Source organism: Rhizobium skierniewicense Ch11 (genome assembly GCF_023757665.1).
GTDB classification, from domain to species: Bacteria; Pseudomonadota; Alphaproteobacteria; order Rhizobiales; family Rhizobiaceae; genus Agrobacterium; species Agrobacterium skierniewicense.
In genome coordinates, this window is sequence record NZ_RXPG01000021.1 from 345,330 (window position 1) to 371,198 (window position 25,869).

Sequence of the window (25,869 nt, forward strand, 5' to 3'; positions counted from 1 at the left end):
GCAATGTTCTTCGACCGTGTGTTCATGACGAAAATTGTTAGCGCCAACCGAGCCTATTGGCAAGCGGATTTGAACCGAAAGCATATTGAAACGTTGTGGGTGAGCCGCAATGGGGGAACGACCGGTCACATGCTTCATCGTCTCATGATACTCGCAGCCAGCACGCTGCTGATCTCCGCCGCACAACCGCCGCAGGATGTGCCGGTCCCTCAGCCCAAGCCTGCGCAGCAAGACACCACGCCCGTACCTGAATCGGCAGACAAGAAAAAAGAAGAAGAGAAACCCGCGCCCCCTCCTGCGGAAAATGGAGTGCCTAAACCAGAAGAAAAGCCTCAATCGCCTGCAAGACCTGAAGACAGCAAAAAAGAGGAGGACAAAAAGCCGGAAGAGCCTCCTCGCGATCCTGTAAAGGCAGAAAACCCCGAAGAGTTGAAAGCCTGCCTGGCGGAACTAAAACAGCTGGGTGCGGAGTTCAAGGAACTCCCGCCGATCACGGGTGAAGAGGATGGATGTGGCATCGCATCTCCTTTGGAACTATCCACCGTCATTCCGGGCATCAAGCTGGAGCCAGAGGGCACGATGAGATGCGAAACGGCACTGGCGCTCTCGCGCTGGGCAAAGAACGTCGTGGTACCCAATGCGGCAATCGCTATGCCCGACAAAAAAGTCACCGCCTTCGGCAATGCCTCCACCTACATCTGCCGTAACCGCAACAGCGCCGAAACAGGCAAGATTTCCGAACACGCCAAAGGCAGCGCCGTCGACATTGCGACCATGACCTTCGACAAGGGCGAACCACTGGTCATGAAGCCACGTTCGGAAGACGGCACCATGGAAGGTGCTTTTCAGCGCACCATCACCACCGCCGCCTGTCTGTTCTTCCGTACCGTACTTTCTCCCGGCAGCGACGCCACCCACCAGGACCACCTGCACCTGGACGTCTTGGAGCGCAAGGGCGGATATCTGTATTGCCGATAAACGTCAAAAGACGGAGCCAAAGCCCCGCCTTTCTTTTTTCACTCAAATCCTGATTGGCAAATCCTGATTAGCCAGTCCTCATTAGCCAGTCCTCATTAGAATGTCTGTGTGAGCGAAATCTTGAACGAACGACCCGGCTCGGAATAGAAATCGACGGGCTGGTTCACGCTGGAAACCGTGTTCGGGTTGATGTCCCTGACGCCGACTGCATTCCAGTATTTGCGATCGAAGAGATTATAGACACCGGCTTGAACACGCAGGCCCTTCGTCTGTTCGGGCTCCCACCAGCCGGTCAGGTTGAAGATGCCGTAGCCCGGCGCATCGAAAGTGCTCGCCGCTGCGTCATCACGCATGTGCGACGAAAAGATGCCGGTAAATTCCGAGCCCCAGCTTTCCTCAGCGTAGCCAACACCAACGATGGACTTGAACGGTGCGACCGTTCGAATGAATTCGTTGGTATCCGTGTCTTTGCCATAGGCATAGGCAAGCGAGGCATGCGCGAAAAAGCCATTCGCCAAATCCTTGCGGACCTTTGCTTCTACGCCAGATATCTCAACGTTTTCCCGATTTTGATAGGTGAAGAGCGAACCATTGCCTCTCCCACCGAAGCCGGGGAAAAGGGTTGTCGTCGTCGTGACCTGTTCGATGAAGTTTTTGTATTTGTTATGAAACAGCGTCACGCTACTCGAAAGATCGCCATCGTCATATCGGCCACCGAGTTCAAAACCATTGCTGGTTTCTGGGTCCAAGGATGAATTGCCAATGACAGCGTAGCCGGAGCTGATGTTGGAGAAGTTGAGATAGAGTTCGTTGACGGTCGGCGCGCGATACGCCATGGCCCATTGGGCAAAGAGCTGAACCTCTGGTGTCAGGTCATAGGTGGCAAGAAGCTTTGGAGAGAAGCGTGAGCCATTGTTGCCCGAGGGCAAGCCGAATGTATTGTAGCCGCTGTTGGTCGAGACCGATCCATCTGGATCGTAATCATAGGCATCGAACCGTATGCCGGGCGTCAGCTTGAAGCCGCCGTTGCCGAAAGCAAGTTCGTCCTCCAGATAAACGCCGAGACTTTTCCCGCTGACATTCGGCATATCAGACTGGGACGCGGAGGAAGATCCGCCCGTATTGATGTAAACGGAGTCAGTGAAATCAGACGTCCAGGCGTTACCGCCAAACCGAATGGTGTGGCTGATGCCGCCAAGGTCGAACCCGGATTCAAGACCGCCGACAAGCCCGAAGCGACTATCTCTCATAGTGTCTTCACGAATATAGAGCGAGTTGTTGGTCAAACGGTCGCCAGCACCGGAAACCTTGTCGAGACGCGTCCAGTAAAGGGACAAATCAGCCGCATCGATGACGCCGTCCGTCGATGGTGCCTCGTATTTGTAATCCAGAGATACGCGGTCGCGTTCAGTGTCCTCATGGCCATCATAATCGTCGATCCGGTAAGTGGAGCCGGAGACACTGGTGCCCTGCAGGGTTTTGAGGTCGGTTCTCGTACGCAGTGAGAACCGTTCCGCTGTCAAACCAATGCTGTGTCCACTTTCCAAATCCTGCCTGACCTTGAACAGCAGGTTGCTTTCATACGTATCGCCCGGATTGGGTGTCGTGCGGCGGGTGCCGTAAATATCTGCGCTTCCGCGGTTATCCACTTCATTCCCACGTTTGTAGGACCCCTGGAACAGAACGGACGTGTTCTCTATTTTCTTGGCAACAGCGACCGACCCGCCGATGCTTTTGTCCTCACTGTCATAGGTTGTTTTGGCAACGCCACCCCAGTCCTTGTCGCCGGAGATGAGATCGTCGGCCTCCAGGGTACGCAGTACCAGCGCGCCACCCAGGGCGCCAGAACCGACCCGGCTGGAATCGGCACCGCGAACCACATCGATCGACGACAGTGACGAGAAATCGAAGCTGGAACTGGTATTGCTCAGCGTTGTCGTTGCCTGCCCTTGACGGGCGAAGTTCTCGAAAAACGGGACAGGGATGCCGTCGATCAGCGTGGTGACGCGCGCGCCGCCCAATCCTCGTATGAAAAGGCCGCCCGGCTTACCAGGCTTGGAGTTGACGAAATCCACGCCCGCTTCTGTCGTCTTGCCAAGATCCTTCAGGCTGCCGATGTCTTTCCTACGGATTTCGGTGGCACCCGTCGTGCTTGCCAATGGCGTATCGCCAGCGGCATCTCCTGCCTTAACCCGCTTTCCCTTGACAATAATTCGCTCCAGCACCGTCGCGCCATTGGCGTCGCTCTGGTCCGCGGTCTGCTGTGCATTGACCACATTAACGGAAAGAAGAACCATCGCCGTGCTGACAAGCAAAGCGGATTTGGAAAGCCCATTCATCATCATTCACCCCTGAATTCGGGCACACGAAAGCATGCGACAGCGTGATGCGCTGCCGCGGAGTGACCCGATAAAATACCCCTAATTTTTACGGTTTGGCCGCAATCGAGCAGTATAAAACATGACTTTTACTGTCAACAATTAAAATATGATTCGATGACTCATATTTATCGTCAAGGGACTGAGTTGCAAAAATGTTACGATGCTTTGGTAAGCTGCAACTCAACAGATATAATGGATTTCCGGTCTCTTACATTCAGTTTCAGGAAAAATGACACAAAGCTGCGAGAAATATCTGAAAAAGGATGGTTCAACTGACCATCACGGAGCGATTTCGGCGTTTTTTATGCCCACCGATAAATTTCTTGAAATCGCATGCAACCATTTGAATTGAAATATTTAAAATAAAAGTTAGGAAACAGGAATAAAACCAAAAATTAAGAGTGGCATTTGAAGGTTTTTCGTATATTTGTTACCGTTAACATATCTCGTGTCCTCGAACGAAAATACTTATGATCACAATCGAACGGCAGCCTTTGCTGAGCAAACAGATATCTGCTGCGGAAAGCCGACCCCAGTGGCTCCAGGTCCTTCAGACCGTTGCGGTGGAATTCGGATACACTCACGCCACGTTAATGCGAGTTCCGAAGTCTGATGAAATTCTGCTGGCCGGCGTTGTTATCGAAAGCACGATCCCCGTCCGCTTCGTCCGTGAGTTCGACCAGAATGTCTTTCTGCAATATTGCCCGGTTTTGCTGCGGGTTGCGGACTCCCTGATGCCGCAATACTGGTCTTTGGATGACGATTCCAGTCGCGCGTGTTACCCGAAGCCGATGAGCGACCTGATGCGCCAGTTCGGCATCGTGAACGGCTTGATGATACCGATCAACGCCTTCAGCGGCGATCGTCACATTCTGCGCTTCGATGGAGATCGGTCTGAACCCGACCAGGGAACCTTCAACGAGATCGGCATGATTGCGCTGCATGCTTTCGACGTCTACGATCGCATGCGCCGTGCAGAAATGGTTGCGCCGCGCAATTTGACCAAGCGCGAACTCGAAGTCATCCGCTGGACCTCTCAGGGCAAAACATCCGCAGAGATTGGCCAGATTCTGACGCTCTCCGACCACACGATCAACGCTTATTTGAATAATGCTATCCGCAAACTGGATTGTGTGAATCGCACACAGCTGGTGGCGAAAGCCATTCGCCTGAAGCTGATCAACTGATCAACTGGCGCCCCTCGTGCGAAGCGCCAGTCGTCTCCAGACGATTATCGATCCAGAACGGATCTTAGTTCCACCAGATTGGAACGCACTCTCAAAACATAAAAGCCCATGGTTGCCAGATGCGATGGCATGATCCAGCCGCTTTCGTCACCATTGGAAATGATCATTGGTTGAATGCGCAGTGCAGCGCGGGTTTGCAGCAACGTGTCGTTCCACAAACTTGTCAGGTTACGCTCGCGAATGACCTGTGAGAAGTCTGCACCAGCAGCCGACAGAATGCCGTAGTAGCCATAGAGCTGCCCGTATGCGAACCAGAAGCGGTCATCCGCACGCGTATCGAACCAGCCGCCATTATAGTTTTCCGAGCGTTCCCGCAGAATGGCAGATGTGCCACCGATGTCGTTGGCAATACGGTCGACAAACTGGATGAGGTTGTCGGCACGGCCGTCGAAAACGGAATTGCACAACGACAGATTGGCGTTGAACTTTCTTAAGCTCTCGGCGGCAGAGCGGTAATAACTTGGGCTTGGCGTCTTCGGGCCGAAGGGGTTCAAGCCGAAATACCAGGAATATTCATCGAACTGGAGATTGCCGCGTGCGCTTTGCAGATCGCCATCGACACCCGATGTTCCGCGAACGCGACCAAGAGAATCGACCAGTTCCACAGAGGTGCGGCGCACAGCCTGGTTGACGCCCCGCTGGAAGGAAGCCTTGTTGTCCAGAAACGGCGTACTGTCCCAATCAATCCCGAAAAGCCCGACACGATAGAGCAGCATGGATGAAATCCAGGCGTTCTGATCAACATTGTAGTCAATCAGGTCTGCTGCAACATCAACAATGGCCGAGCGCTGGCAGCTCTTGGTGGGAACGGCAGTGGCTGTAGCATCCGCACCCGCAGCGGGCTGCGCCGGTAATTCCTGCCCGGCGCTTTCCTTGCGTTCGGCAAATTTGTACGTCGCTACATAGTCAGGATTGAAGTTCGTCCAGACCTGGGTCTGCCAGAAGAAGTAGCCATAAAGACCAACCAGAATGACGAGCGCAGCTGCAATCGGTGCCTTTACCATCAGTGCCCGGTCAGAATACCAGCCATTGGCGGCACGAAAAGGCCACAAAAGCCCCGCGATCACGATGGAGATCCCTCTTCCGAACGCTGTAAACACGCGCCTGAAAAACGCGACAATCGGATCGAGCATCGTTCAAATCTCCTTAGCGCAACGACCGGAAGACCAGCTGCGATCTTTCTGGTACTTTGCCTCAAAATAACAAATCTGTGTTGCGGGCGCTCCGCATGTTGACAGCCCGGAACGCTTCACCCGTAGCAGTATTTCGGGATCCCTCGCGAGACCTGATGTCACTCACATATGGTTGCCGTTGCCGACGATACAACGGATGGGTCACGTTTTTACGAAGACTGGCCTACACGGGGGCGCTGGAGACGCTTCCTGCGCGCTGAGCAAGTGCTTCATCAACCCGTCCCTTTCGTTGCTCAATATCCTGCATGGTAATGGCGCCTTGGGAATGCAAAGTCAGCAAGCCCTGAAAGACAGCAAGTGACATCGGTGTGGAAACATCCGTGTGAACAGACGGTTTTGCCTCGGCCAGAAGCGGGTCAAGCGATCCAAATGCAGCGTCATAAAGCTGTATGCACCGCTCGGCCTCGACGTTGACCTTGTTGAGCAACAGCGTATGCAGAGCAATCGCTTCATTCTGGAGATCGATCATATCTCCAAGAAGAATTGCCTGCCGATCCAGAACGTCGTGCATTTTGCGCAGCGTGTCGCGCTGCCCCAACACCATCTCGCGCTCTGCGGAAAGCTCTGCTTCTTCAAGTCTCAACTGGGAAAGCCGCGTTACGTCACTGGCATCTTGTATTTTTCGGTTCAGCGTCGCAAGCGATGCCACGAGACTTTTGTCTCGCTGGCGTGCATCATCCATCTTGGACACGATGACGCGCCGTTCTTCCATACTTGCAACGAGTTCCGGTTCAACGCTTACCACCAGTGATGCTGCGGCATCCTTACGGCGCTGAAAGACGTCATGAACAGCAGCCGCCTGAAGAAGAATGGTTTTCGCCGTCTCCGCAACGATAAGCTTTTTCAATCGCAAGGCTTTGAACGATGTGGGGTTGCGCTTGATAAAAAACCCAAAGAATTGCTCACGCCATGACACTTCTTCCACTTTATCAAAAGCGGCATAAGCGGCTTGAGTGGACGCTCCCAAACCGGAGACAACCTCCAGAATATCAGTTTCAAGCGCTCGTATCAAATCTCGAAGCTCGGCAAGCTCCCGCGCTTCAGATTGGAAAGCCGTTTTCGGCGCCTCATCGAATGGAATGCAGAGCGCGTTTGCCAGTTGCGCACAGAGTTCCTGCACCGTCCGCGCCTCGGCACGCAGCTTTTCGGTTCTGGCGTCAAAAGACGGCGTTTTCGCCATGCGAAATTGTCCCCCGAATCGATTTGTAGCAAAAAGTCCACACATATAAATATGGGTAGCCTTCTCGCAAAGAAGCAGAAGAGATCGCGTGCACCAAAAGGGTTAATCGCCCTTGACGGCGTCGACCCAGTGGCGACGACAGAAGGAGACGTATTTCTCATTGCCGCCGACATCGATCTGCGCACCTTCCTTGACCACCTTGCCGTCGGAATCGAAACGCGCCACCATGGACGCTTTGCGTCCGCAGTGGCAGATCGTACGAATTTCTCGCAACTCGTCGGCAATCGCCAACAGCTCCCTTGAGGCGGGAAACAGCTTGCCCTGGAAATCGGTCCGCAGGCCGTAAGCCATAACCGGAACACCCAGCGTGTCAGCAATCGTGGCCAGTTGCCAAACGTGGTGTTCCGACAGAAAATTAGCCTCATCGATAAAGACGCAGGCGACCGGCTCTTGCGCATGCAACTGCGTGACCTGCGCAAGAATGTCGGTACTATCATCGAAAACGAGAGCATCGGAGGAGAGGCCGATACGTGAGGCAACTTTGCCGACACCGGCTCGGTTGTCGAATGCTGCGGTAAAGATCAGCGTGCGCATGCCGCGCTCATGATAATTGTACGACGCCTGCAAAAGCATGGTCGACTTGCCGGCATTCATTGCCGCATAGTTGAAATAGAGCTTGGCCATCATGCCCTCCGGTCGGTTCTGGCGTCTTTTGCGGCTTGGGCTAGGCCAAGGGCAAGAGCCGCATGACAAAAAACACAGCTTTCCTTGGTCAATAGTCTTCAGCCATTCTAAAAATCGAAGACGTGTCGCAAACCGTTGTGCATCGCACGCAAACGCGCATGAGTTGATTGTCTGCTCCAGATATTCATAATGGGCGCGAAGTTTAAAAAAGAGGGAGTAAGCAATGCTTGCAAAAAATCGCCGCTGTCTGGCACTCGCCGCAGCAGTTTCTGCAATGGCACTCTTCACCACCGCCGCCTCTGCGGCCGAACCGGCAAGCTGCGGCACTGTCCGCTTCTCGGATGTGGGCTGGACGGACATCACGGCGACCACTGCAACCGCCTCGGTCATCCTCAAAAGCCTGGGCTATGAGACAGACGTCAAAATCCTTTCCGTGCCCGTGACCTACACCTCGATGAAAAACAAGGATATCGACGTTTTCCTCGGCAACTGGATGCCAACAATGGAAGGCGACATCAAGGCTTACCGCGAAGACAAGTCTGTGGAAACCGTTCGCGAGAACCTGACCGGCGCCAAATACACGCTTGCAACCAACACCAAGGGTGCCGAACTCGGCATCAAGGATTTCAAGGATATCGCCGCCCATAGCGACGAGTTGAGCGGCAAGATCTACGGTATCGAGCCTGGCAATGATGGCAACCGTCTGATCCTTGGCATGGTGGAAAAGGACGCGTTTGGCCTCAAAGATTTTCAGGTCGTTGAATCCTCTGAACAGGGCATGCTGTCGCAGGTGGCACGCGCTGAAAAATCCGGCGACCCCATCGTCTTCCTCGGCTGGGAACCCCACCCGATGAACTCCAATTTCAAGCTGACTTACTTGACCGGCGGTGACGATGTGTTCGGCCCGAATCTCGGCGGCGCCACGATCTACACCAACACACGCGCTGGTTACGTTCAGGAATGCCCCAATATTGGCGCGCTCCTGAAAAACCTGCAATTCACACTTCCCATGGAAAACGAGATCATGGGCAAGATTCTCAATGACGGCATGGAAGCGGAAGCTGCCGCAACGGATTGGCTGAAGGCCAACCCGACTGCCATCGAGCCATGGCTTGCAGGTGTAAAGACCAAAGATGGCAGCGAAGATGCCCTGACTGCGGCAAAGAAAAATATCGGCCTCTAGAGGCTTTATCTTGCATTTGAACCTGTCTTCCGACCTGATCACGGTCGGAAGACAATTATGACTCCGTTCACGAAAGGTCCCGTCTTACCGTGGAATGGCTCAGCGCTTCTCAAAACCGTTTACCGATCGGTCGATATGCCAAGGAAGCAGTCGATTGGCTGACCGGAAATCTTTCTTTTTTCTTTGATTGGTTATCCTTCATTTTCGAAAGCGTCATCGACGCTTTTCTTTTCATGCTTCAGGCGCCGCATCCTCTCATCATCGTCGCCGTGCTGACGGCCCTGTCTGCGTGGATGCGTCGCTCCATCGGAATGCCGCTGTTTACGGCGCTTGGGCTGCTGCTCATCATCAATCTGGGCTACTGGAAAGCGACAACCGAGACACTCGCACTCGTCATTGCTGCGAGCATCGTCTGTATGATCCTCGGCATCCCGCTTGGAATTTTAGCTGCACGACGCAAATGGGTCTACACCTTCATGCGTCCAGCACTCGACCTCATGCAGACAATTCCGACATTCGTCTACCTCATTCCAGCCCTTGTCCTGTTCGGACTTGGAATGGTGCCGGGGTTGATTGCAACGGTGATTTTCGCCCTGCCCGCACCGATCCGGCTCACAAGGCTCGGCATCATCTCCACGCCACCAGCCTTGGTCGAAGCTGCGGTTGCCTTTGGTGCGACGCCAGGTCAGGTATTGCGCAAGGTGGAACTGCCCTACGCCACACCACAGATCATGGCGGGCCTAACCCAGACGATCATGTTGGCACTGTCCATGGTCGTCATATCCGCACTGGTCGGCGCAAACGGCTTGGGTGTTCCTGTGGTGCGCGCACTCAACACCGTCAATATCGCCATGGGGTTTGAGGCCGGACTCTGTATCGTCATTGTGGCGATCATTCTCGACCGGCTGTTCCGTCTGCCGGGCTCGGAGGATGAAGTATGAGTGACGCGATTATTTTCGAAAACGTCGATATCGTCTTCGGCGACAGTCCATCAGAAGCGCTGCCACTGATCGACGCAGGCAAAACCCGTACGGAGATCAAGGCAAAAACAGGCCATGTGCTTGGCGTGGCCAATGCGTCCCTCACAGTCAAGGAGGGGGAAATTCTCGTTCTGATGGGATTGTCTGGCTCTGGAAAGTCGACCCTTCTGCGAGCTGTCAATCGACTTGCGCCTGTCGTGCGCGGCAATGTCAGTGTGAAAACACCATCTGGTTATCTTGATCCTTACAAAGCATCAACGAAGGCATTGCGGGAACTTCGCACCAACACGGTGTCGATGGTGTTTCAGCAGTTCGGGCTGTTACCGTGGCGCAATGTCGCTGACAATGTCGGGTTCGGCCTTGAATTGGCGGGCGTTTCGGACGCTGAGCGTAAGAAGCGCGTTGCTGAACAGCTGGAACTCGTCAATCTCTCGGAATGGGCAAACCGCAAGGTGGGCGAACTCTCCGGGGGCATGCAACAGCGTGTTGGTCTTGCCAGAGCTTTTGCCACCGGCGCACCCATCCTGTTGATGGATGAGCCGTTCTCCGCGCTCGACCCCCTGATCCGCAGCCGTCTTCAGGATGAACTATTGGAGTTCCAAAGCCGGTTGAAAAAAACCATTCTGTTCGTTAGCCACGATCTGGATGAAGCGTTCCGCATCGGCAATCGCATTGCCATGATGGATGGTGGCCATATCATCCAGTGCGGCACGCCACGGGAAATCGTTAAAAACCCATCCAACCAGTATGTTTCGGATTTCGTGCAAAACATGAACCCGATATCCATGCTGACGGCAGCAGACGTGATGCGACCGGGCGTCAGCGCACACCAGGCGGGTCTCCCGGTATCCGGCACAGCGCGCCCGACCTCCCCTCTGGTCGATATTCTGGATGCCATGGCAAAGCAGCCCGGCGAAATCGGGATCGTCGATCACGGGTCGATTGTCGGAACCATCTCCGCAGACGACATCATTCGCGGGCTGACAACTCACAGACGGCGATAGAACACGGGCTGCGGTGCACGACGTCTGCATCGCAGCTCAGCGTCCCCTTTGCAGAGACACAGGTCGAATAGCCTCCTCGCAAGACGTTTGCCTCACCCGCCTGTCCTTCACGGCTCATACTGCAATCGTGAAGCAGCAGATAAAACGAATGACATTTGAAATGCCTATTTTGGAGGCGGTCCCAAAATCTGGTAATTCGTTCACCTATAGACGCACTTCAGAGAAACGAAATAAAATACTTTAATAGATTGAAATTTAATAAAAAATTCCAAAATTCAAAAAATAATATATAAAAATAGGAATTTATAACTATTTTTCCGGATTAATAGGAAAAATAAACGAGTTTAAACTATAACTAATATACACTGCACCATACCTTAGATTTAGGTATATACAGCGATCTGACCGAATTGGTACACTTTACGCATACCAAAAATGGTTTGCCAATGAGATGGTCCGGGGCGGGCTTTACTCGGGAGAAGTAAGAATATGAACACTGAGTCTCTTTCTGAACAGTCGACAGTCGCCGCGGGCCTTTTGTCAGCCATGGCGAACCCAAAGCGCCTGATGATCCTGTGCAGCCTGGTTGAAGGCGAAGTACCGGTTGGCGTGCTCGCTACGCAGGTTGGCCTTAGCCAATCCGCTTTGTCGCAGCACCTATCCAAGCTGCGTGCGCAGCGTTTGGTCAAGACCCGGCGCGATGCTCAGACGATCTACTATTCCAGTACCTCTGAATCCGTCAAAAAAATCCTTTCCACGCTTGAAGGTATCTACTGCGCCTCCCCAAGCTCGGAAAAATCTGCTGCTTGAAGAATAGCGCAATGCCAGCGCTGGACATTTCAACGGCTGGCGCTGCGCGTTTTTATCTACAGGTAACCGGCCGCCCCGGCCATTGGCGTTGAAACATTGATTATATGATGGCCTGCATCTGGGCCTTGAGACTGGCAGCGGCCTTCGAATAGCCGCCATCGCCGCCATCGACAAAATGCATGTGGTCTTTCGACAGCGGCGACGGCACGATACAGGTCATCAGCGCCGTATCCTGCTCGTGCAGGCCGTAATAGCAGATACCGTCACGCGCCGCCTCCTCCAGCTTTGCCTTGATACCGGCTAGCCGTTCCGGATCCACATCGACCGTCATCTTCAACCCATCGTCGAACTTGCGGAAGTCCGTATTGCTGGCAACTGCGCGTTTGTATTCGATGGGGTCAAAACGACCAACAGGCTTTCTGAGCTTGTAGAGCACAGCGATGAGGATCGTCTGAAATAGCACCCACGCACCTTTGCGGGCTTGGGACAGCCTGTCCCTGTAAGCCGACAGCGCGCGCGCCTCCATTGCAAGCCCTTCGCGAATGAAGCCAAGCGGTGGCCCTTCTGCGGGAACCGGATGGCCACCACGTCCATCCTCGTTGGCAAGCGCGACAATCTGCGACACGAGGTGCCGGAATGCGACAGTGTCCTGCGTCAGCCCAGGCACGGCGATGATCGACACCACCGTGCCATATGTGGCGGGAATCGGGTTCCAGCGACAAGACAAACCCGTAAGATCGGGCCGCGAACCACTTTCGGCAGGCTCAACCAGATAGTGTCCCTGCTTCATCTGCTCGTCAGCCCAGTGGTTGCCACCACCTGTAAACATGGCATAGGACACATCGTCGCTCGCTTGAAACCGGGCAATGCGTACATCCAAACCATTCTCTCGTATTGCCGCCACAGGCACGATGGCGGCGCGAAGCGAAAGACCAATGTCGTCCGCAACCCAGCTCTGAACCTTTGACAAGGCTTCACGCGCCGCTTCCACCTGCAAGGGCGGGACGGCAATCGCTGCACCGTCCCCTCCAAAAATAAATGGCAAGTCATGCCGCTTCAGGGCGTTTAAAACTCCGGAGATGACACCGGCACCGGCCATATTGACCGCTTTGTAACGGCCTGCGTCGATGGCGCCGGTCGAATCGTTGATATCGGCAAGAGCAAGCGCCCAACCGTCTGGCAGCGCGCGATAAAGCGTGGGATTGGCGACGTCCTCGAATTCAAGGAACAGCGGCAGCTCACTCAGGAACTCTTCGTCGGGCGACAACATGACGGCACCATCCTCTCTCGCACAGATCCGGCTGCTTAGCGGCCTTCCCGTCTCATGACATCGACCGCCGGTGAAAGTCTTCACAGATGATTTACGCGACAGCACCACCTTTAGATCAAACATGGCTTGCGAAATCAGTTCTGGCGAGTATGAACCACATTAGGATGTTGTAAATCAAAGATGATACGGCGCCGCTCGTCTGGTGGAAGGGTCAATTTGCGTGGCAATGAACGCCCCGGCCCCGACGACTTATCGGGGATACGACCCAATCCAAGGAGAGAGACGAAATGACACTCAAAATTCTATCCGGTCTGACGCTTGCGGCTTCCGTAGCTTTCGCACCACTGGCTCATGCGGAGATCGTGATCGGCCTTATCGCACCGCTGACCGGTCCGGTCGCAGCCTATGGCGATCAGGTCAAGAAAGGCGCTCAGACCGCCGTCGAGGTCATCAACAAAAACGGTGGCATTCTGGGCGAACAGGTCGTGTTGAAACTGGCCGATGATGGTGGCGAGCCCAAGCAAGGCGTGTCTGCCGCCAACCAGCTGGTTGCAGAAGGCATTCGCTTCGTCGTCGGTCCCGTTACCTCTGGCGTTGCCATTCCCGCCTCGGACGTTTTCGCCGAAAACGGCGTGTTGATGGTAACCCCGACCGCCACCGCACCTGATCTTACAAACCGCGAATTGTGGAACGTACTGCGCACCTGCGGTCGTGACGACCAGCAGGCGCAGGTTGCCGCCAAGCTCGTGCTATCGCAGCTGAAAGACCGCCGCATAGCCGTCATCCACGACAAAGGCGCCTACGGCAAGGGTCTGGCAGACTCCTTCAAAAAAACGTTGAACGAAGGCGGCGTGACCGAAGTCTTCTATGATGCACTCACACCCGGCGAAAAGGATCTGAGCGCTCTTACCACACGTCTGAAGTCTGAAAACGTTGATGTCGTTTACTTCGGTGGCTACCACCCTGAAGCAGGTCTGCTGGTTCGCCAGTTGAAGGATTCCGGCGCTAAGGCAACCGTAATCGGTGGCGATGGCCTGTCAAACACGGAATTCTGGAGCATCGGCGGTACCGCTGCGGCAGGCACCATCTTCACCAATGCGGCCGACGCCACCAAGAGCGCTGACTCCAAAGCCGCCGCTGCCGCGCTGACGGCTGCCAACGTTCCTGCCGAAGCTTTCACGCTGAATGCCTATGCAGCCGTTGAAGTGCTGAAAGCCGGCATCGAGAAGGCCGGTAGCGCAGAAGATGCTGAAGCCGTCGCAACGGCTCTCAAGGCTGGTGAGCCCGTGGCAACGGCCATTGGCAAACTGACCTATGGCCAGACCGGCGACCTGACCTCGCAGGCATTCGCGCTTTACAAGTGGGAAAACGGCAAGATCGTTTCTGCCGAATAATCACCGAAACCTCTGCCATTCAGAACCGGGTGCGGACCATCGCGCCCGGTTTTCTCTTTTCAAATCACGGCAAATACCGCCTCATCATTTAGGTCAGCAAAGCTGGACAAGCCATGGTCGCGTCTGGCTTACTCTGTCCGACAAACACAATCGCAACGAGGTTAAACATGGCATCGGCACTCGAACGGAAGATCGATCAGGGAACAGGTCGCGAGAAAGCGGATATCGTGCTCAAAGGCGGGCGCTTCTACGATCTCGTGACTGGCGATCTCATCGCCTCCGACATTGCGATCTGCGGCGATACGATCGTGGGCACATGCGAGGCCTACGAGGGCGTAGAAGTCATCGACATCACCGGTAAGATTGTCGTCCCCGGCTTTATCGACACCCATCTGCACATCGAATCCTCGCTGGTCACACCGCATGAATTCGACCGCTGTGTCCTGCCCTACGGCGTAACAACCGTTATCTGCGACCCGCATGAAATCGCCAATGTTCTGGGCTCGGAGGGTATTCAGTTCTTTCTGGATTCGGCGCTGGAAACCATCATGGATATCCGCGTCCAGCTGTCCTCCTGCGTTCCCGCGACGCACTTGGAAACCTCCGGCGCGGATTTGCCGATCGAAAAGCTCCTGCCCTTTAGAGACCATCCCAAGGTCATCGGTCTTGCCGAATTCATGAACTTCCCAGGCGTTATCCATAAAAATCCCATCTGCATGGAAAAGCTGGAAGCCTTTCAGGGGCAGCACATCGATGGCCATGCTCCGCTGTTGTCCGGCACGGCGCTGAATGGCTATCTTTCCGCTGGCATTCGTACAGAGCATGAGTGCACGACCGCAAAGGAAGCGCTGGAGAAAATCCGCAAGGGTGTGCACATTCTGGTGCGCGAAGGCTCCGTATCGAAGGACTTGCATGCTCTGTTGCCGATCATCACCGAACGCCTGTCGCCTTATCTGGCCCTGTGCACAGACGACCGCAATCCGCTCGATATCGCGGAACAAGGCCATCTCGACTACATGATCCGATCGGCCATCGCCAGTGGTGTAGAACCTCTGGCAATCTACCGCGCCGCGTCGATTTCCGCAGCGAAGGCATTCGGGCTCAGGGATCGTGGTCTCGTTGCTCCGGGCTGGCGGGCCGATCTGGTGGTGATCGATACGTTGCAGAACTGCAAGGCCAGCATGGTGTTTTCTGCGGGTCGCCGCGTAACGGCAGAGCTTTTCGAAACCCGTCAGTCGGTTGCAGCCGTCGGCCTCGACAGCGTCAAAGCACGCCCTGTGCAGGCCTCCCATTTCGGTGTTCCCGCCACCGAAGGTGAAACGCCTGTTATCGGCGTCATGCCCGGCAAGATCATAACGGAGCATCGTCGTTATACGCTGCCGACAGATGGCAATCAGACCAGCGTCGATCTGGACAACGATATCATCAAGGTCGCCGTCATCGAGAGGCATGGCAAGAACGGCAATCACGCCAATGGCTTCGTCCAAGGCTTCGGTTTGAAGAAGGGCGCGATTGCCTCGACCGTCGGCCATGACAGCCACAATATCTGCGTTGTCGGTGTCAGCGAAGACGACATGGCGCAAGCCGCCAACCGGCTTGGCGAGATCAAGGGCGGGTTTGTGGTTGTTGAAGATGGCCGAGTCACCGGCGAGATCGCCCTGCCCGTCGCCGGTTTGATGAGCCTTGAGCCATATGAGACGGTGCGCGATACGCTGCACCACCTGCGTAAGGCCGCCTATGCGCTCGGTACGACGTTGGAGGAACCGTTTTTACAGGTGGCATTCCTTCCGCTACCCGTCATTCCTCATTTGAAGATCTCAGACATGGGGATGGTTGATGTAGATCGTTTCGCGCTTATAAGCTCGAAACGGGAATAACGAGAAATAACGTTAAATATAGAATTGATACTCATCGGAAATTAAGACAGTTAAGATAAACAACCGGATCAAGGATGGAGTACCGCTGGCGAGGCAATCCGTGGTCGTGACGAGAATAGACAAATCGCAGCTGAAGATTGGTATGTTTGTCGAGGCCGTGGAGGGTGCCTGGCAGGATAGCCCGACACTTGGCAGACGTTTTACCGTCAGATCGGGACAGGAGATCGAGCTCATCCAAAACAGCAACGTGACCGGCATTTTTATCAATACTGCACTTGGGCGCGATAACGCCAAAGCGTACTCTCCCAACGTCAAAAATATCACCACGGCGACGAAACTGGAGAAGTGGGAAACCGCGCGAAAAATACAGGGGCATGCCGCCGAAGCCAAATCCCTTATCGAAGATGTCTGCCACGGCCGCACCATTACGGTGGAATCCTTCACACCGCTCGTCAGTGATGTGGCGCGCACGATGGAAGAAAACCCATCCCTCTATATCGGCATGTCCCGCCTGCGCTTTCGCGATAGCGCGACCTTCGTTCACTCCCTCGCCGTTGCAGCACTTCTGCTGCACTTCGGAAGATCCATGCAGATGGACGGCGAAACCGTCCAATTACTCTGCATGGCCGGAATTTTGCACGACATTGGCAAGCTGACCATACCCGTCGAAATTCTGAACAAACAAGGACCATTGAACGCTGCTGAACGACGACTTGTCGAACAGCACCCCGAACGTGGCTATGATCTGCTCTTAACCCATGTGAACCTGCCACGTCTCGTCCTGGATATCTGCCGCTCCCATCACGAAAGACTGGATGGCAGAGGATACCCCGACAAACTCGTCGCCGAACAACTCGGTCCGGAGGTGCGTATGAGTACCATCTGCGATGTTTTCGACGCGTTGACCTCAGCCCGGCCTTACAAAAAGGGGTGGTCTTCGCAACAGGCTTTGAGCTGGATGATGTCCCACGAAAATCAGTTCGACAAAGCCCTCCTATGGCACTTCATCCTCAGTCTCGATCCTGAGATGACGAAAGGCATTCTTTAGATCCGCAGATCACGCCAGACGCGCGCAAAAGACATCAAGCGCATCCAGCTTGGCGACCCCGCCCTCGAAATGAGGCGCAAAACCCGGCATTTGCAAGACTTCACCGACTTTCAGACCACTCGGAACAAGATATTCCATGGGTTCGCGGGTCAGATTGAAGACGAAAAGCAAGGACTGATCGTTCTTGGTTCGGGTGAAGGCAAGCAGGTCCTGCTGGGTTTCCAGAAATGCCATATCGCCATCACGCAACATGGCATGCTGCCCGCGAAATTTCAGAACGGCCCGGTAATGGTTCAGAACCGAGTCCGGCTTTCGTTCCTGCCCGTCTGCAGCCAGCATCGCATGAGCATAGGGAACGGGTAGCCAAGGCTTTTCGGCGGTGGTGAAACCGGCACTTGCCTGCCCGGTTTCCCAAACCATTGGTGTGCGGCACCCGTCGCGGCCCTTGAAGGCAGGCCAGAAGCGGATCCCGTAAGGGTCGCGCAGATCCTCGAATGCCAGATCGGCTTCCGTCAGCGCCAGTTCCTCGCCCTGATAGAGGCAGATGGAACCGCGCAGCGTTGCCAGAACACTGAAGGCCAACTTGGCAACCCGCGCCTGTTCTTCCACGCCCTCTGCAAAACGGGTAAGATGACGCACGACATCATGGTTGGAGAACGCCCAGCATACCCAGCCATCGGTGACCGCCTTGTCGAAACCATCGACAGCATCGCGAATGTGCTTTGCGGTAAACTCCGGCCCCAGGAGGTCGAAGGTGTAGCACATGTTGAGCTTGTCATCATTGGATGTGTAGGCTGCAACGGTTTCGAGCGAACGGGCGCCATCACCCACCTCGCCAACCGTCATGCGCCCCTCATACTCATTGAGCAGTGCCCTGAAGCGCTGGAGAAACGCGATGTTTTCGACCTGCGTCTTGTCGTGAATGTGGCTTTGCATGCCATAGGGGTTCACATCGGGCGCATCGAGACCGGCACTGTCGCTGTCAGGGGCATGTGGCGGATTATCGCGCAGCAGCTTGTCGTGGAAATAGTAGTTCACCGTATCGAGCCGAAAGCCATCTACGCCCCGCTCCAGCCAGAACCTGACCGTTTCTAAAAGCGCGTCCTGAACCTCGGCATTGTGGAAATTGAGATCCGGCTGCGAGGTGAGGAAGTTGTGCATGTAGTATTGCTTGCGAACGCCATCCCACTCCCAGGCAGGCCCCCCGAAAACCGAAAGCCAGTTGTTGGGCGCTGTTCCGTCCGGTTTCGGGTTGGCCCAAACATACCAGTCGGCCTTGGAATTCGTGCGACTTGCACGGCTATCCTTGAACCAGGGATGTTGATCCGACGTGTGGGAAATCACCTGATCGATGATCACCTTCAGTTCCAGCCGATGCGCCTCGGCAATCAAGGCATCGAAATCGGCAAGTGTCCCGAACATGGGGTCAACATTGCAATAGTCGGAGACGTCGTAACCCATATCTGCCATGGGCGAGGTGAAGAACGGCGAAAGCCAGATGCCATCCACACCCAGAGACGCGATATAAGGCAGGCGTTGCGTTACCCCGGAAAGATCACCATAGCCATCCCCGGTCGTATCCTGAAACGAGCGCGGATAGACCTGATAAATCACCGCTCCCCTCCACCAGTCTGCATAATCTGCTGCGGTCGTGGCGGCGGCATCGGGGTGCGGCATGGGCATTCTCCAGTTTCATTCGCCAAAGCATATAAAGCCCGGCTCCGTTCGTAAACGTCAATCATGCAGTGTGGCGTAACATCACAGCGGGGCCGACCTGCCCTTGCCAGTCCGCGCCATGCATCGTAGTTCCGACGGGTCACAAGAGGAGTTTACGCGCAGTGGGTGGACGGTTTCTTTCTATCGGGGAATGCATGGTGGAACTTTCGCAGGCGGGAGACGGCCTGCTGCGAAAAGGGTTCGCCGGAGACACGCTCAATACCGCCTGGTACGCCCGTGCCTGCCTGCCTGCCGAATGGACCGTCGAATACTTTACCGCGCTGGGTGATGATCCGCTTTCGCAGGAAATGCTGGATTTCATTGGCGGGGCAGACATCGCAACCGGCAATGTAACCCGGATCAAGGGCGGTACGCCGGGACTTTACCTCATCAATCTCAAAAACGGCGAGCGCACGTTCAGCTACTGGCGCAGCACGGCTGCAGCCCGCCAATTGGCAACCGATGCCGACCATCTCCGCGGTACGATCGAGGCATCCGACCTCATCTACTTCTCCGGCATAACGCTTGCCATTTTGGCAACACCCTTGGCCGTCGATACATTTCTGGCGGAATTGCGTCGTGCCAAGGCCTTCGGCAAACAGGTGGTGTTCGATCCCAATATTCGCCCACGCCTTTGGAACGACAAGCAGATGATGCTGAAGACCATCACGGACGGCGCGCGAGCGGCAACGATGATAATGCCAAGCTTTGACGACGAGGCGGGCAACTTTGGAGATGCCGACGTTGCCGCGACCATCAAGCGCTATCGAGATCTCGGCGTGGCCAACATCGTCGTCAAAGATGGCGCCAAGGGTGCGACGCTGGACTTTGACGGGCAACAAAGTCATGCACCTGCCGTCCAGGCAGCCGATGTCGTTGATACGACCAGCGCAGGCGATAGTTTCAACGGTGCGTTCCTGGCAAAATGGCTCGGCGGCAGCACGCCGCAGGATGCTGCTATTTTTGCGGCCAAGGCAGCGGCGACGGTGATTGGCCACCACGGTGCACTCATCGATCATGATCTGCTGCCCAAGCGTTGACATGATGCTGTAACACGCCTGCCGCATATAGCCGAAGACCCGGAAAGCCACCGGGATTCGCAAGCGCGGAGGTCGGCCAGGCATGACCAGAATAACCATTGTCACGGATGCATGGCATCCCCAGGTCAACGGCGTCGTTCGCTCCATCGAAAACACCAATGCAGAACTGGAACGCATCGGTGTCGTAGTCTGCATGGTCACGCCACAGAGCTTTCATTCGGTGCCCTGCCCGACCTACCCGGAAATCCGCTTGTCCGTTGCCGGTTACCGCCGCGTGTCGCGCGAAATCGAAAAAGGTCAGCCATCGTACGTGCATATCGCAACCGAAGGACCGCTTGGCTTCATGGCGCGGCGCTGGTGCATCAAGCATGGTATGCGCTTTTCCACCAGCTACCATACGCGCTTTCCAGAATATGTCGCTGCCCGCTTTCCCATCCCCGAAAGCTGGCTCTACGCTTTTGTGCGATGGTTCCACAATGGCGGTAGCACCTGCATGGTCGCAACGCCCAGCCTTCAGAAGGAACTCGACACGCGCGGCGTCAAGAACCTCAAACGCTGGAGCCGTGGCATCGATTCGCGACTGTTCCACCCACGCGAAAAAACCGAGCGTCCTTTCGATCTGCCACGCCCGATCTTCATGACTGTCGGCCGCGTGGCGGTCGAGAAGAACCTTCCGGAATTCCTCGACCTTGATTTGCCGGGCTCAAAAATTGTGGTGGGCGATGGCCCCGCGCGCGCCGAGTTGCAGAACAAATATCCCAATGTTCTCTTCACCGGCGTCAAAACCGGCGAAGACCTCGCACGTGCTTATGCCGAAGCAGACGTCTTCGTTTTCCCGTCCAAGACCGACACCTTCGGCAACACCATACTCGAAGCGCTGGCAAGCGGCGTGCCTGTGGCAGCCTTCCCTGTCATGGGCCCCATCGACATCCTCGGCGATCACCCCAACGCCAGCGCCCTCAACACCGATCTACGCCAAGCCTGCCTCCGCGCTCTCGACTGCTCACCGGAAGCGGCTCGGGCGCTCTCCAACACCTACTCCTGGGAAAAAGCCTCGCGGCAGTTCCTCGACAACGTAACCTCGGCAGCCAACAACGGGCCGCAGAATTTCTACGCGACCTCGACGGCTTGAGGTACTGATCAAAGCACCGACGGCCACCAAGCACTGCACTTAAAAGTAACATATTAGTTTATATACAACTTAAAGATTGAAGAATGATAAAAACTCTTCTAGGTTGCTTAGGCAAATTGATTGCGACCAAACGATGAGGAGAAAAAAATGTCTGCATGTGCAATGCTTACCTTCAACAACGTCACCCCGGCGATTTGGCAGTGCGGTGTCGATTCTGCCAGCAAGCTCGGCGTTACGATTACCGCTAACTCCGGCAGTGCTTCGAAAAGCGGCTTTACGGTTTCCTGGAACTACGATCCCCAGGCGCAGACATGCAAGCTGCAATGCACTGATAGCCCCTGGGTCGTTCCTTGCGCGATCATCAACTCGACGATCACCAGCACGGTCGAGGCGTGTTACACTCAGCACAACGCCGTCATGAAAGAAATGGTTGGAGCATAAAGGCGGCCATGACCGACATTTTGCAAACACCGCAAAAAAGTCAGGCTAAGACTGAGGAGGAAGCGCAAAGCGCTTTCTCCTTCAAGCTGAGCGAGATGCTCGGCTTCCAAACAGCTTTACCGGAAAATGTTGCCCGACGCGCCTCCGTCGATCCGCTGTTCCTGTACCGCCTGTTTGAGGCCCGACATGAACACACGGCCTTGCAAGAGTTGATCGATTCAGTCGCCGAGACAAGCCTCCCCAAATGGGCGCCAATACCCACGACAGAACTTTTGAAACAGGCCAGTCTTGCCCTTGGACGCTGGGCCGCACACGGATTTTCGCAAGTCAGCGACGACGTCAAGGAAAAGCGACGTGCCGCCTGTAAGATTTGCCCTCACCTGCGAGAACCATCGCCCCACCTGCTTTTTCAAATTTTCGCACAGGACAGCAAAACCTGCGGGCTTTGCAGTTGTGCAATCGAGAAGAAAATCATGCTGCCCACAGAAACCTGTCCCGTGGCAGACGCGCCCGGCTCTTTACACAACCGTTGGGGCGAACTGCTCGATCGTTGATCCGCTAGCCTCAAGATATGTCAAAGCGGCCTTTTTCATTCAAACGTCTAGACGAAAAGACTTTGTCCTGTCACAAGGCGAGCGGGATGCGACCGCCGCTATCTATAGAGCGGGGTCGGGCTGCTGATTGACGTCAGGTGGCTGCCGCGAGATTACGCTGGCCGTCCTTTTTTTCACACCATTCTCACCATGCACCAGTTAGCGCATTGCCCGAAAGTGGGATGACGCTGCTCTTGCCGGTGCTGTCGATGGTGGAAATGGATGCCTGCATGTGCTTTGGCGATTTGCGAAACCAGCCAGCGGCAATCGAGGCGAGATCACCGATCATTGCGTGCTTGCGCCAGTCGGCAAATCGCCGGGCAGTAGCTTCGGGCTCCGACTTGTAGAAAAAATCGCCGGATGTTTCCAGATCGTTGACGGAAGGCGCCATAGCCGATAGCGGACGTTGAAACATTTTCGATGGGACCGAAAGCTCTTTGGCCGCCTGCGCAAAAGCAGGAGCCATGAAATCGATGACCCAGCCGTCCGCCTCCACCCAGCAGTGAAAATTCTCGCCTGCTCCGGTCACATGCCCGTCGTCGCGATGATCCGCAAACAGAATGCGTTTGCCGTCGAGATTATAAGCAGCCAAACCGCCCTTCGGCTTGGCCTTGATCTTGTAATGGTGCTCCAGAATGAATGCGCCGAAGGTACTGAAATACATCGAAGCCGTCGCCGGATCGGCATTCTCGTTGATCAGCAAACTGTTGATGACGCGGTAGATGCGATGATAATCGGTCTGCTTGATCAGCATTACTTCTCCTAAAAAACTCTCTACAGCACGATGCGAAGGCGCTGCTCTTACGGCTCCAACGTGGCCAGCCGATTGCTATGTAATCTGGAGATATTTGGGTGGAGTACGGTAGACAAACTCCGCTTCCACATGTCGAAGCACGTTCCTTTGACCTGCAAACGGCACCATGGTAGCAGCTTCAGCGAATGAAACCCAACGAAACTCGCTGTGCTCTCCGTTTATGGTGACGTGTGCGTCACTTTGAACGACACCAACGAAGACCGGTAGCAAGCTGATTGCATTGCGATCTGCCTCGTAGAACTGTTCGCATATGTCCCCCGAGTAGAGGCGCAAGCAGGTCAGTGCAGTTTCTTCCCTGACCTCACGCAAAGCGGCCTGCCAAGCCGTTTCTCCGGCTTCGATACCTCCAGCGATCTGGCACCATTCGCCGATGAGCGTGTGGTTACGACGCAGCAGCAAGACTTCGTGACCACCATCAGCTTCGCGAATGACGACCACCGATACCGCGAAACACTGGATTGGTACGCTGGCCATAGCAGTTGCTCCGCAAAACACTCAACGCTTCTTCTTCGCCTTGCTCTCGAATGGGTTGTCTGAACCGCGATAGTGCACACGGATCGGCACGCCCGGCATGTCGAAGTCCTTGCGCAGATTGTTGACGAGGTAGCGCGTATAGGACTCCGGGATCGCTTCAGGACGTGTGCAGGAAATCATGAAGGCCGGTGGGCGAGCCTTGACCTGCGTCATGTATTTCAGCCGCAGGCGACGACCGGATACCGCTGGTGGCGGATGCTGGGTGACCTGTGCGTCCAGCCATTTATTGAGCTTGGCCGTGGATACGCGACGGTTCCAGATTTTGTCCGTGTCGATGATGTTCTGCATCAAGCGATCAAGGCCGTAACCCGTGTGACCGGACATCGGCACCGCGCGTATACCACGTGCCTGTGGCAAAAGACGCTCCGTCTTTTCGCGTAATTCGGCCAGAAATGCCTGCGGATCTTCCACAAGGTCCCATTTGTTGAATGCGAGCACGGCTGCGCGCCCTTCGCGGATAACCAGATCGACGAGTTGCAAATCCTGTTTTTCAAACGGAATGGTGGAATCGAAGACGATGACGACTGTCTCTGCAAAGCGAATGGAGCGCAGGGAATCGGCAACCGAAAGCTTCTCCAGCTTTTCGATCACGCGTGCCTTGCGGCGCATGCCGGCGGTGTCGAACATCTTGATGGTGCGGCCGCGCCAGTCCCATTCAACCGAGATACTGTCACGGGTAATGCCAGCCTCCGGGCCGGTCAGAAGGCGGTCTTCGCCGAGGAAGCGGTTGATGAGCGTCGACTTGCCGGCATTCGGGCGACCAATGATGGCGACACGGAGTGGCTTGGTCTCATCGTAAACGGGCTCTTCGTCTTCGTCTTCGTCCTCACCCGGCTCGCCTCGTGGCAAAACGATATCGGTTTCAGCTTCGTCGAAATCGTCTTTCGGAAAGGCGACATCTTCGCCAACGGCCGCAACGATCGCATCGCGCAGGTCGATCATACCCTGGCCATGTTCCGCCGATATCGGGCAAGGCTCGCCAAGACCAAGCGTGTAGGCATCGTAAAAGCCGCCGTCTGATCCACGCGCCTCTGACTTGTTGGCCACCAGCACGACCGGCTTTCCCCCACGGCGCAGCATTTCCGCCAGTGTCTTGTCGGCGGGCGTCAGCCCGAACTTGGCATCCACAACAAACAGCGTGATGTCGGCCTCATCGATGGCCTCCTCCGTCTGCGCCCACATCCGGCCTTGAAGCGTTTCCGGCCCGGATTGCTCCAGACCGGCTGTGTCGATGATGGTAAAGCGCAAATCCACCAGTTTCGCGTCGCCGGGGCGGCGGTCGCGGGTCACGCCCGGCGTGTCGTCCACGAGCGCCAGCTTCTTGCCAACCAGTCGGTTGAACAGAGTGGACTTGCCGACATTGGGACGCCCGACTATGGCGACGGTGAAACTCATGGGAAACCCTAACCTGAATTTTGGCGTGGATGCACTGTCTATTCAAGAATTGCTGCTGGTCTGGCGAAAATGGTGATTTCAAGAACCGGCGCGGAGCGTACTCAAAGTACGTGAGCACCGGAAGCGCAGAAAATGCCATTTGCAGCCGGCCAGCGGCGATTATTGAAGAGACTGTTACGCTGCCTTGCCGGAAGCGGCAATATTATCGAGCATGATCTGGGCGCGGCTGGTCACGTTACGCGGTGCCTGCACGTCTGCGGTGATCTGCTCGAACCACTGCTTCGCCTTGACGAAATCGCCAGCCTTGTAGGCCGAAAGACCGAGAGCCTCGCGTGCCGAATTGCGCATGGCCTGCCCCTCACCCGTCAGCACTTCCGCCTGCGCGGAAACCTGCTCATAGGTTCCGGTATCCACCAAAAGCCAGGCCGCACGAACCTTGGCCGTATCGCGGAATACCTGCGGAGCACTGTTATCGTTACCAATTGCAGTAAACGCCGCGATGGCACCGGCCGCATCGCCCTTTTGCGCCAAAAGCGTCGCCGAGCGGAACTTGGCCAGCACGGGATAGGAACCGTGACCGGCAGTCTCCAGATCAGAAAACGCCTTTAGCGCCTCATCGTTCTTGCCTTCGGATGCCAGCTTCAGCGCGCTAGCAAACTGGTCGCCTGACGCAGAAGCGCGGTTCGTGTTCCAGTATTCGTAAATACCGACACCGGCAGCGCTCAGCACGATCAGCACGGCCGCGCCGATAACGACAATTCCATACCGTCCCCAGAAATTGCTCATCTGCTCCGAGCGAATCTGCTCGTTGACTTCGCGGATGAAGGTGTCGTTTTCGTTCGCCATCGAATTCTCCGTTACCCGCACCGAAACCGTTTGCCGTTCTTTCGGTCTGCGGACATGCCAAAGCGCTTTGCCGTGGCATGCAAAAGGCCAACCACGATCATTGGACGGCCTTCTAGCCTATTTTCCCTG

At 55.5% G+C, this 25,869-nt stretch carries 23 protein-coding genes; 13 read left to right on the forward strand and 10 right to left on the reverse strand.

Annotated elements, in window-relative coordinates:
- The first annotated feature begins 129 nt into the window (after positions 1-129).
- A complete protein-coding gene (locus tag EKM04_RS15860) occupies positions 130-978 on the forward strand; it encodes an extensin-like domain-containing protein (protein ID WP_183895187.1) in 849 nt (282 codons plus the stop codon).
- A gap of 95 nt (positions 979-1,073) precedes the next feature.
- Here the strand turns inward: EKM04_RS15860 and EKM04_RS15865 are convergent, their stop codons facing one another.
- Positions 1,074-3,320, reverse strand: coding sequence for a TonB-dependent hemoglobin/transferrin/lactoferrin family receptor (locus EKM04_RS15865; RefSeq protein WP_183895185.1), 2,247 nt, complete (start codon positions 3,318-3,320; stop codon positions 1,074-1,076).
- Positions 3,321-3,829: 509 nt separating this feature from the next.
- On the opposite strand from EKM04_RS15865, the gene EKM04_RS15870 reads away from it, so the two are divergent.
- The gene (locus tag EKM04_RS15870; protein ID WP_174153677.1) at positions 3,830-4,546 is read left to right on the forward strand and encodes a helix-turn-helix transcriptional regulator; all 717 of its coding nucleotides are present in this window, start codon (positions 3,830-3,832) and stop codon (positions 4,544-4,546) included.
- 44 nt (positions 4,547-4,590) lie between these two features.
- Here EKM04_RS15870 and EKM04_RS15875 read toward each other — a convergent pair whose 3' ends face one another.
- From EKM04_RS15875 to EKM04_RS15885, 3 genes are all read right to left on the reverse strand, one after another.
- Positions 4,591-5,739 (reverse strand): DUF2333 family protein, encoded by a 1,149-nt coding sequence (locus tag EKM04_RS15875; protein WP_183895183.1) that lies wholly within the window; start codon positions 5,737-5,739, stop codon positions 4,591-4,593.
- A gap of 223 nt (positions 5,740-5,962) precedes the next feature.
- The gene (locus EKM04_RS15880) at positions 5,963-6,979 is read right to left on the reverse strand and encodes a hypothetical protein (protein ID WP_183895181.1); all 1,017 of its coding nucleotides are present in this window, start codon (positions 6,977-6,979) and stop codon (positions 5,963-5,965) included.
- A gap of 102 nt (positions 6,980-7,081) precedes the next feature.
- Complete coding sequence (locus EKM04_RS15885; RefSeq protein WP_183895179.1) at positions 7,082-7,663, reverse strand: thymidine kinase; 582 nt, start codon at positions 7,661-7,663, stop codon at positions 7,082-7,084.
- A gap of 223 nt (positions 7,664-7,886) precedes the next feature.
- Here EKM04_RS15885 and EKM04_RS15890 point away from each other — a divergent pair, with 223 nt between their 5' ends.
- The 4 genes from EKM04_RS15890 (at position 7,887) to EKM04_RS15905 (ending at position 11,640) form a co-directional block, all read left to right on the forward strand.
- Positions 7,887-8,846 (forward strand): choline ABC transporter substrate-binding protein, encoded by a 960-nt coding sequence (locus EKM04_RS15890; protein WP_174153681.1) that lies wholly within the window; start codon positions 7,887-7,889, stop codon positions 8,844-8,846.
- A gap of 89 nt (positions 8,847-8,935) precedes the next feature.
- Positions 8,936-9,787 carry a choline ABC transporter permease subunit gene (choW, locus tag EKM04_RS15895; protein ID WP_174153682.1) on the forward strand — a complete coding sequence of 284 codons (852 nt, stop codon included), beginning with the start codon at positions 8,936-8,938 and terminating at the stop codon, positions 9,785-9,787.
- Positions 9,784-10,830, forward strand: coding sequence for a choline ABC transporter ATP-binding protein (choV, locus tag EKM04_RS15900; protein ID WP_183895177.1), 1,047 nt, complete (start codon positions 9,784-9,786; stop codon positions 10,828-10,830). The genes choW and choV overlap by 4 nt, the downstream gene beginning before the upstream one ends.
- Before the next feature lie 489 nt (positions 10,831-11,319).
- Entirely contained in the window at positions 11,320-11,640 is a 321-nt protein-coding gene (locus EKM04_RS15905; RefSeq protein WP_174153684.1) for an ArsR/SmtB family transcription factor, read from the forward strand.
- Positions 11,641-11,740: 100 nt separating this feature from the next.
- Here the strand turns inward: EKM04_RS15905 and EKM04_RS15910 are convergent, their stop codons facing one another.
- A complete protein-coding gene (locus tag EKM04_RS15910; protein WP_183895175.1) occupies positions 11,741-12,910 on the reverse strand; it encodes a DUF3095 domain-containing protein in 1,170 nt (389 codons plus the stop codon).
- A 287-nt stretch (positions 12,911-13,197) separates the two neighbouring features.
- On the opposite strand from EKM04_RS15910, the gene EKM04_RS15915 reads away from it, so the two are divergent.
- The 3 genes from EKM04_RS15915 to EKM04_RS15925 all read left to right on the forward strand — a co-directional run bounded on the left by EKM04_RS15915 (position 13,198) and on the right by EKM04_RS15925 (position 17,229).
- Complete coding sequence (locus EKM04_RS15915; protein WP_174153686.1) at positions 13,198-14,304, forward strand: branched-chain amino acid ABC transporter substrate-binding protein; 1,107 nt, start codon at positions 13,198-13,200, stop codon at positions 14,302-14,304.
- A 167-nt stretch (positions 14,305-14,471) separates the two neighbouring features.
- Positions 14,472-16,181, forward strand: a complete 1,710-nt coding sequence (ade, locus tag EKM04_RS15920) for an adenine deaminase (RefSeq protein WP_183895173.1) — start codon at positions 14,472-14,474, stop codon at positions 16,179-16,181.
- A gap of 106 nt (positions 16,182-16,287) precedes the next feature.
- Positions 16,288-17,229 (forward strand): HD-GYP domain-containing protein, encoded by a 942-nt coding sequence (locus EKM04_RS15925; RefSeq protein ID WP_350310111.1) that lies wholly within the window; start codon positions 16,288-16,290, stop codon positions 17,227-17,229.
- A 9-nt stretch (positions 17,230-17,238) separates the two neighbouring features.
- Here the strand turns inward: EKM04_RS15925 and bglA are convergent, their stop codons facing one another.
- Positions 17,239-18,906 carry a beta-galactosidase BglA gene (gene bglA / locus EKM04_RS15930; protein ID WP_183895169.1) on the reverse strand — a complete coding sequence of 556 codons (1,668 nt, stop codon included), beginning with the start codon at positions 18,904-18,906 and terminating at the stop codon, positions 17,239-17,241.
- A 161-nt stretch (positions 18,907-19,067) separates the two neighbouring features.
- Here bglA and EKM04_RS15935 point away from each other — a divergent pair, with 161 nt between their 5' ends.
- From EKM04_RS15935 to EKM04_RS15950, 4 genes are all read left to right on the forward strand, one after another.
- Positions 19,068-19,985 carry a sugar kinase gene (locus tag EKM04_RS15935; RefSeq protein ID WP_183895167.1) on the forward strand — a complete coding sequence of 306 codons (918 nt, stop codon included), beginning with the start codon at positions 19,068-19,070 and terminating at the stop codon, positions 19,983-19,985.
- Between the two features lie 82 nt (positions 19,986-20,067).
- On the forward strand, positions 20,068-21,117 hold the full coding sequence (locus EKM04_RS15940; RefSeq protein WP_183895165.1) for a bifunctional monoglucosyl/glucuronosyl diacylglycerol synthase: 1,050 nt from the start codon (positions 20,068-20,070) through the stop codon (positions 21,115-21,117).
- A 147-nt stretch (positions 21,118-21,264) separates the two neighbouring features.
- Complete coding sequence (locus EKM04_RS15945; protein ID WP_174153692.1) at positions 21,265-21,558, forward strand: hypothetical protein; 294 nt, start codon at positions 21,265-21,267, stop codon at positions 21,556-21,558.
- A gap of 8 nt (positions 21,559-21,566) precedes the next feature.
- On the forward strand, positions 21,567-22,112 hold the full coding sequence (locus EKM04_RS15950) for a hypothetical protein (RefSeq protein ID WP_174153693.1): 546 nt from the start codon (positions 21,567-21,569) through the stop codon (positions 22,110-22,112).
- A 184-nt stretch (positions 22,113-22,296) separates the two neighbouring features.
- On the opposite strand, the gene EKM04_RS15955 is transcribed toward EKM04_RS15950, so the two are convergent.
- The 4 genes from EKM04_RS15955 to EKM04_RS15970 all read right to left on the reverse strand — a co-directional run bounded on the left by EKM04_RS15955 (position 22,297) and on the right by EKM04_RS15970 (position 25,740).
- The gene (locus EKM04_RS15955; RefSeq protein WP_183895163.1) at positions 22,297-22,905 is read right to left on the reverse strand and encodes a DUF2026 family protein; all 609 of its coding nucleotides are present in this window, start codon (positions 22,903-22,905) and stop codon (positions 22,297-22,299) included.
- Between the two features lie 75 nt (positions 22,906-22,980).
- Positions 22,981-23,439 carry an NUDIX hydrolase gene (locus EKM04_RS15960; RefSeq protein ID WP_183895161.1) on the reverse strand — a complete coding sequence of 153 codons (459 nt, stop codon included), beginning with the start codon at positions 23,437-23,439 and terminating at the stop codon, positions 22,981-22,983.
- Between the two features lie 21 nt (positions 23,440-23,460).
- Positions 23,461-24,894 carry a ribosome biogenesis GTPase Der gene (gene der / locus EKM04_RS15965; protein WP_174153696.1) on the reverse strand — a complete coding sequence of 478 codons (1,434 nt, stop codon included), beginning with the start codon at positions 24,892-24,894 and terminating at the stop codon, positions 23,461-23,463.
- Between the two features lie 174 nt (positions 24,895-25,068).
- On the reverse strand, positions 25,069-25,740 hold the full coding sequence (locus EKM04_RS15970) for a tetratricopeptide repeat protein (RefSeq protein WP_174153697.1): 672 nt from the start codon (positions 25,738-25,740) through the stop codon (positions 25,069-25,071).
- Positions 25,741-25,869: the final 129 nt, after the last annotated feature.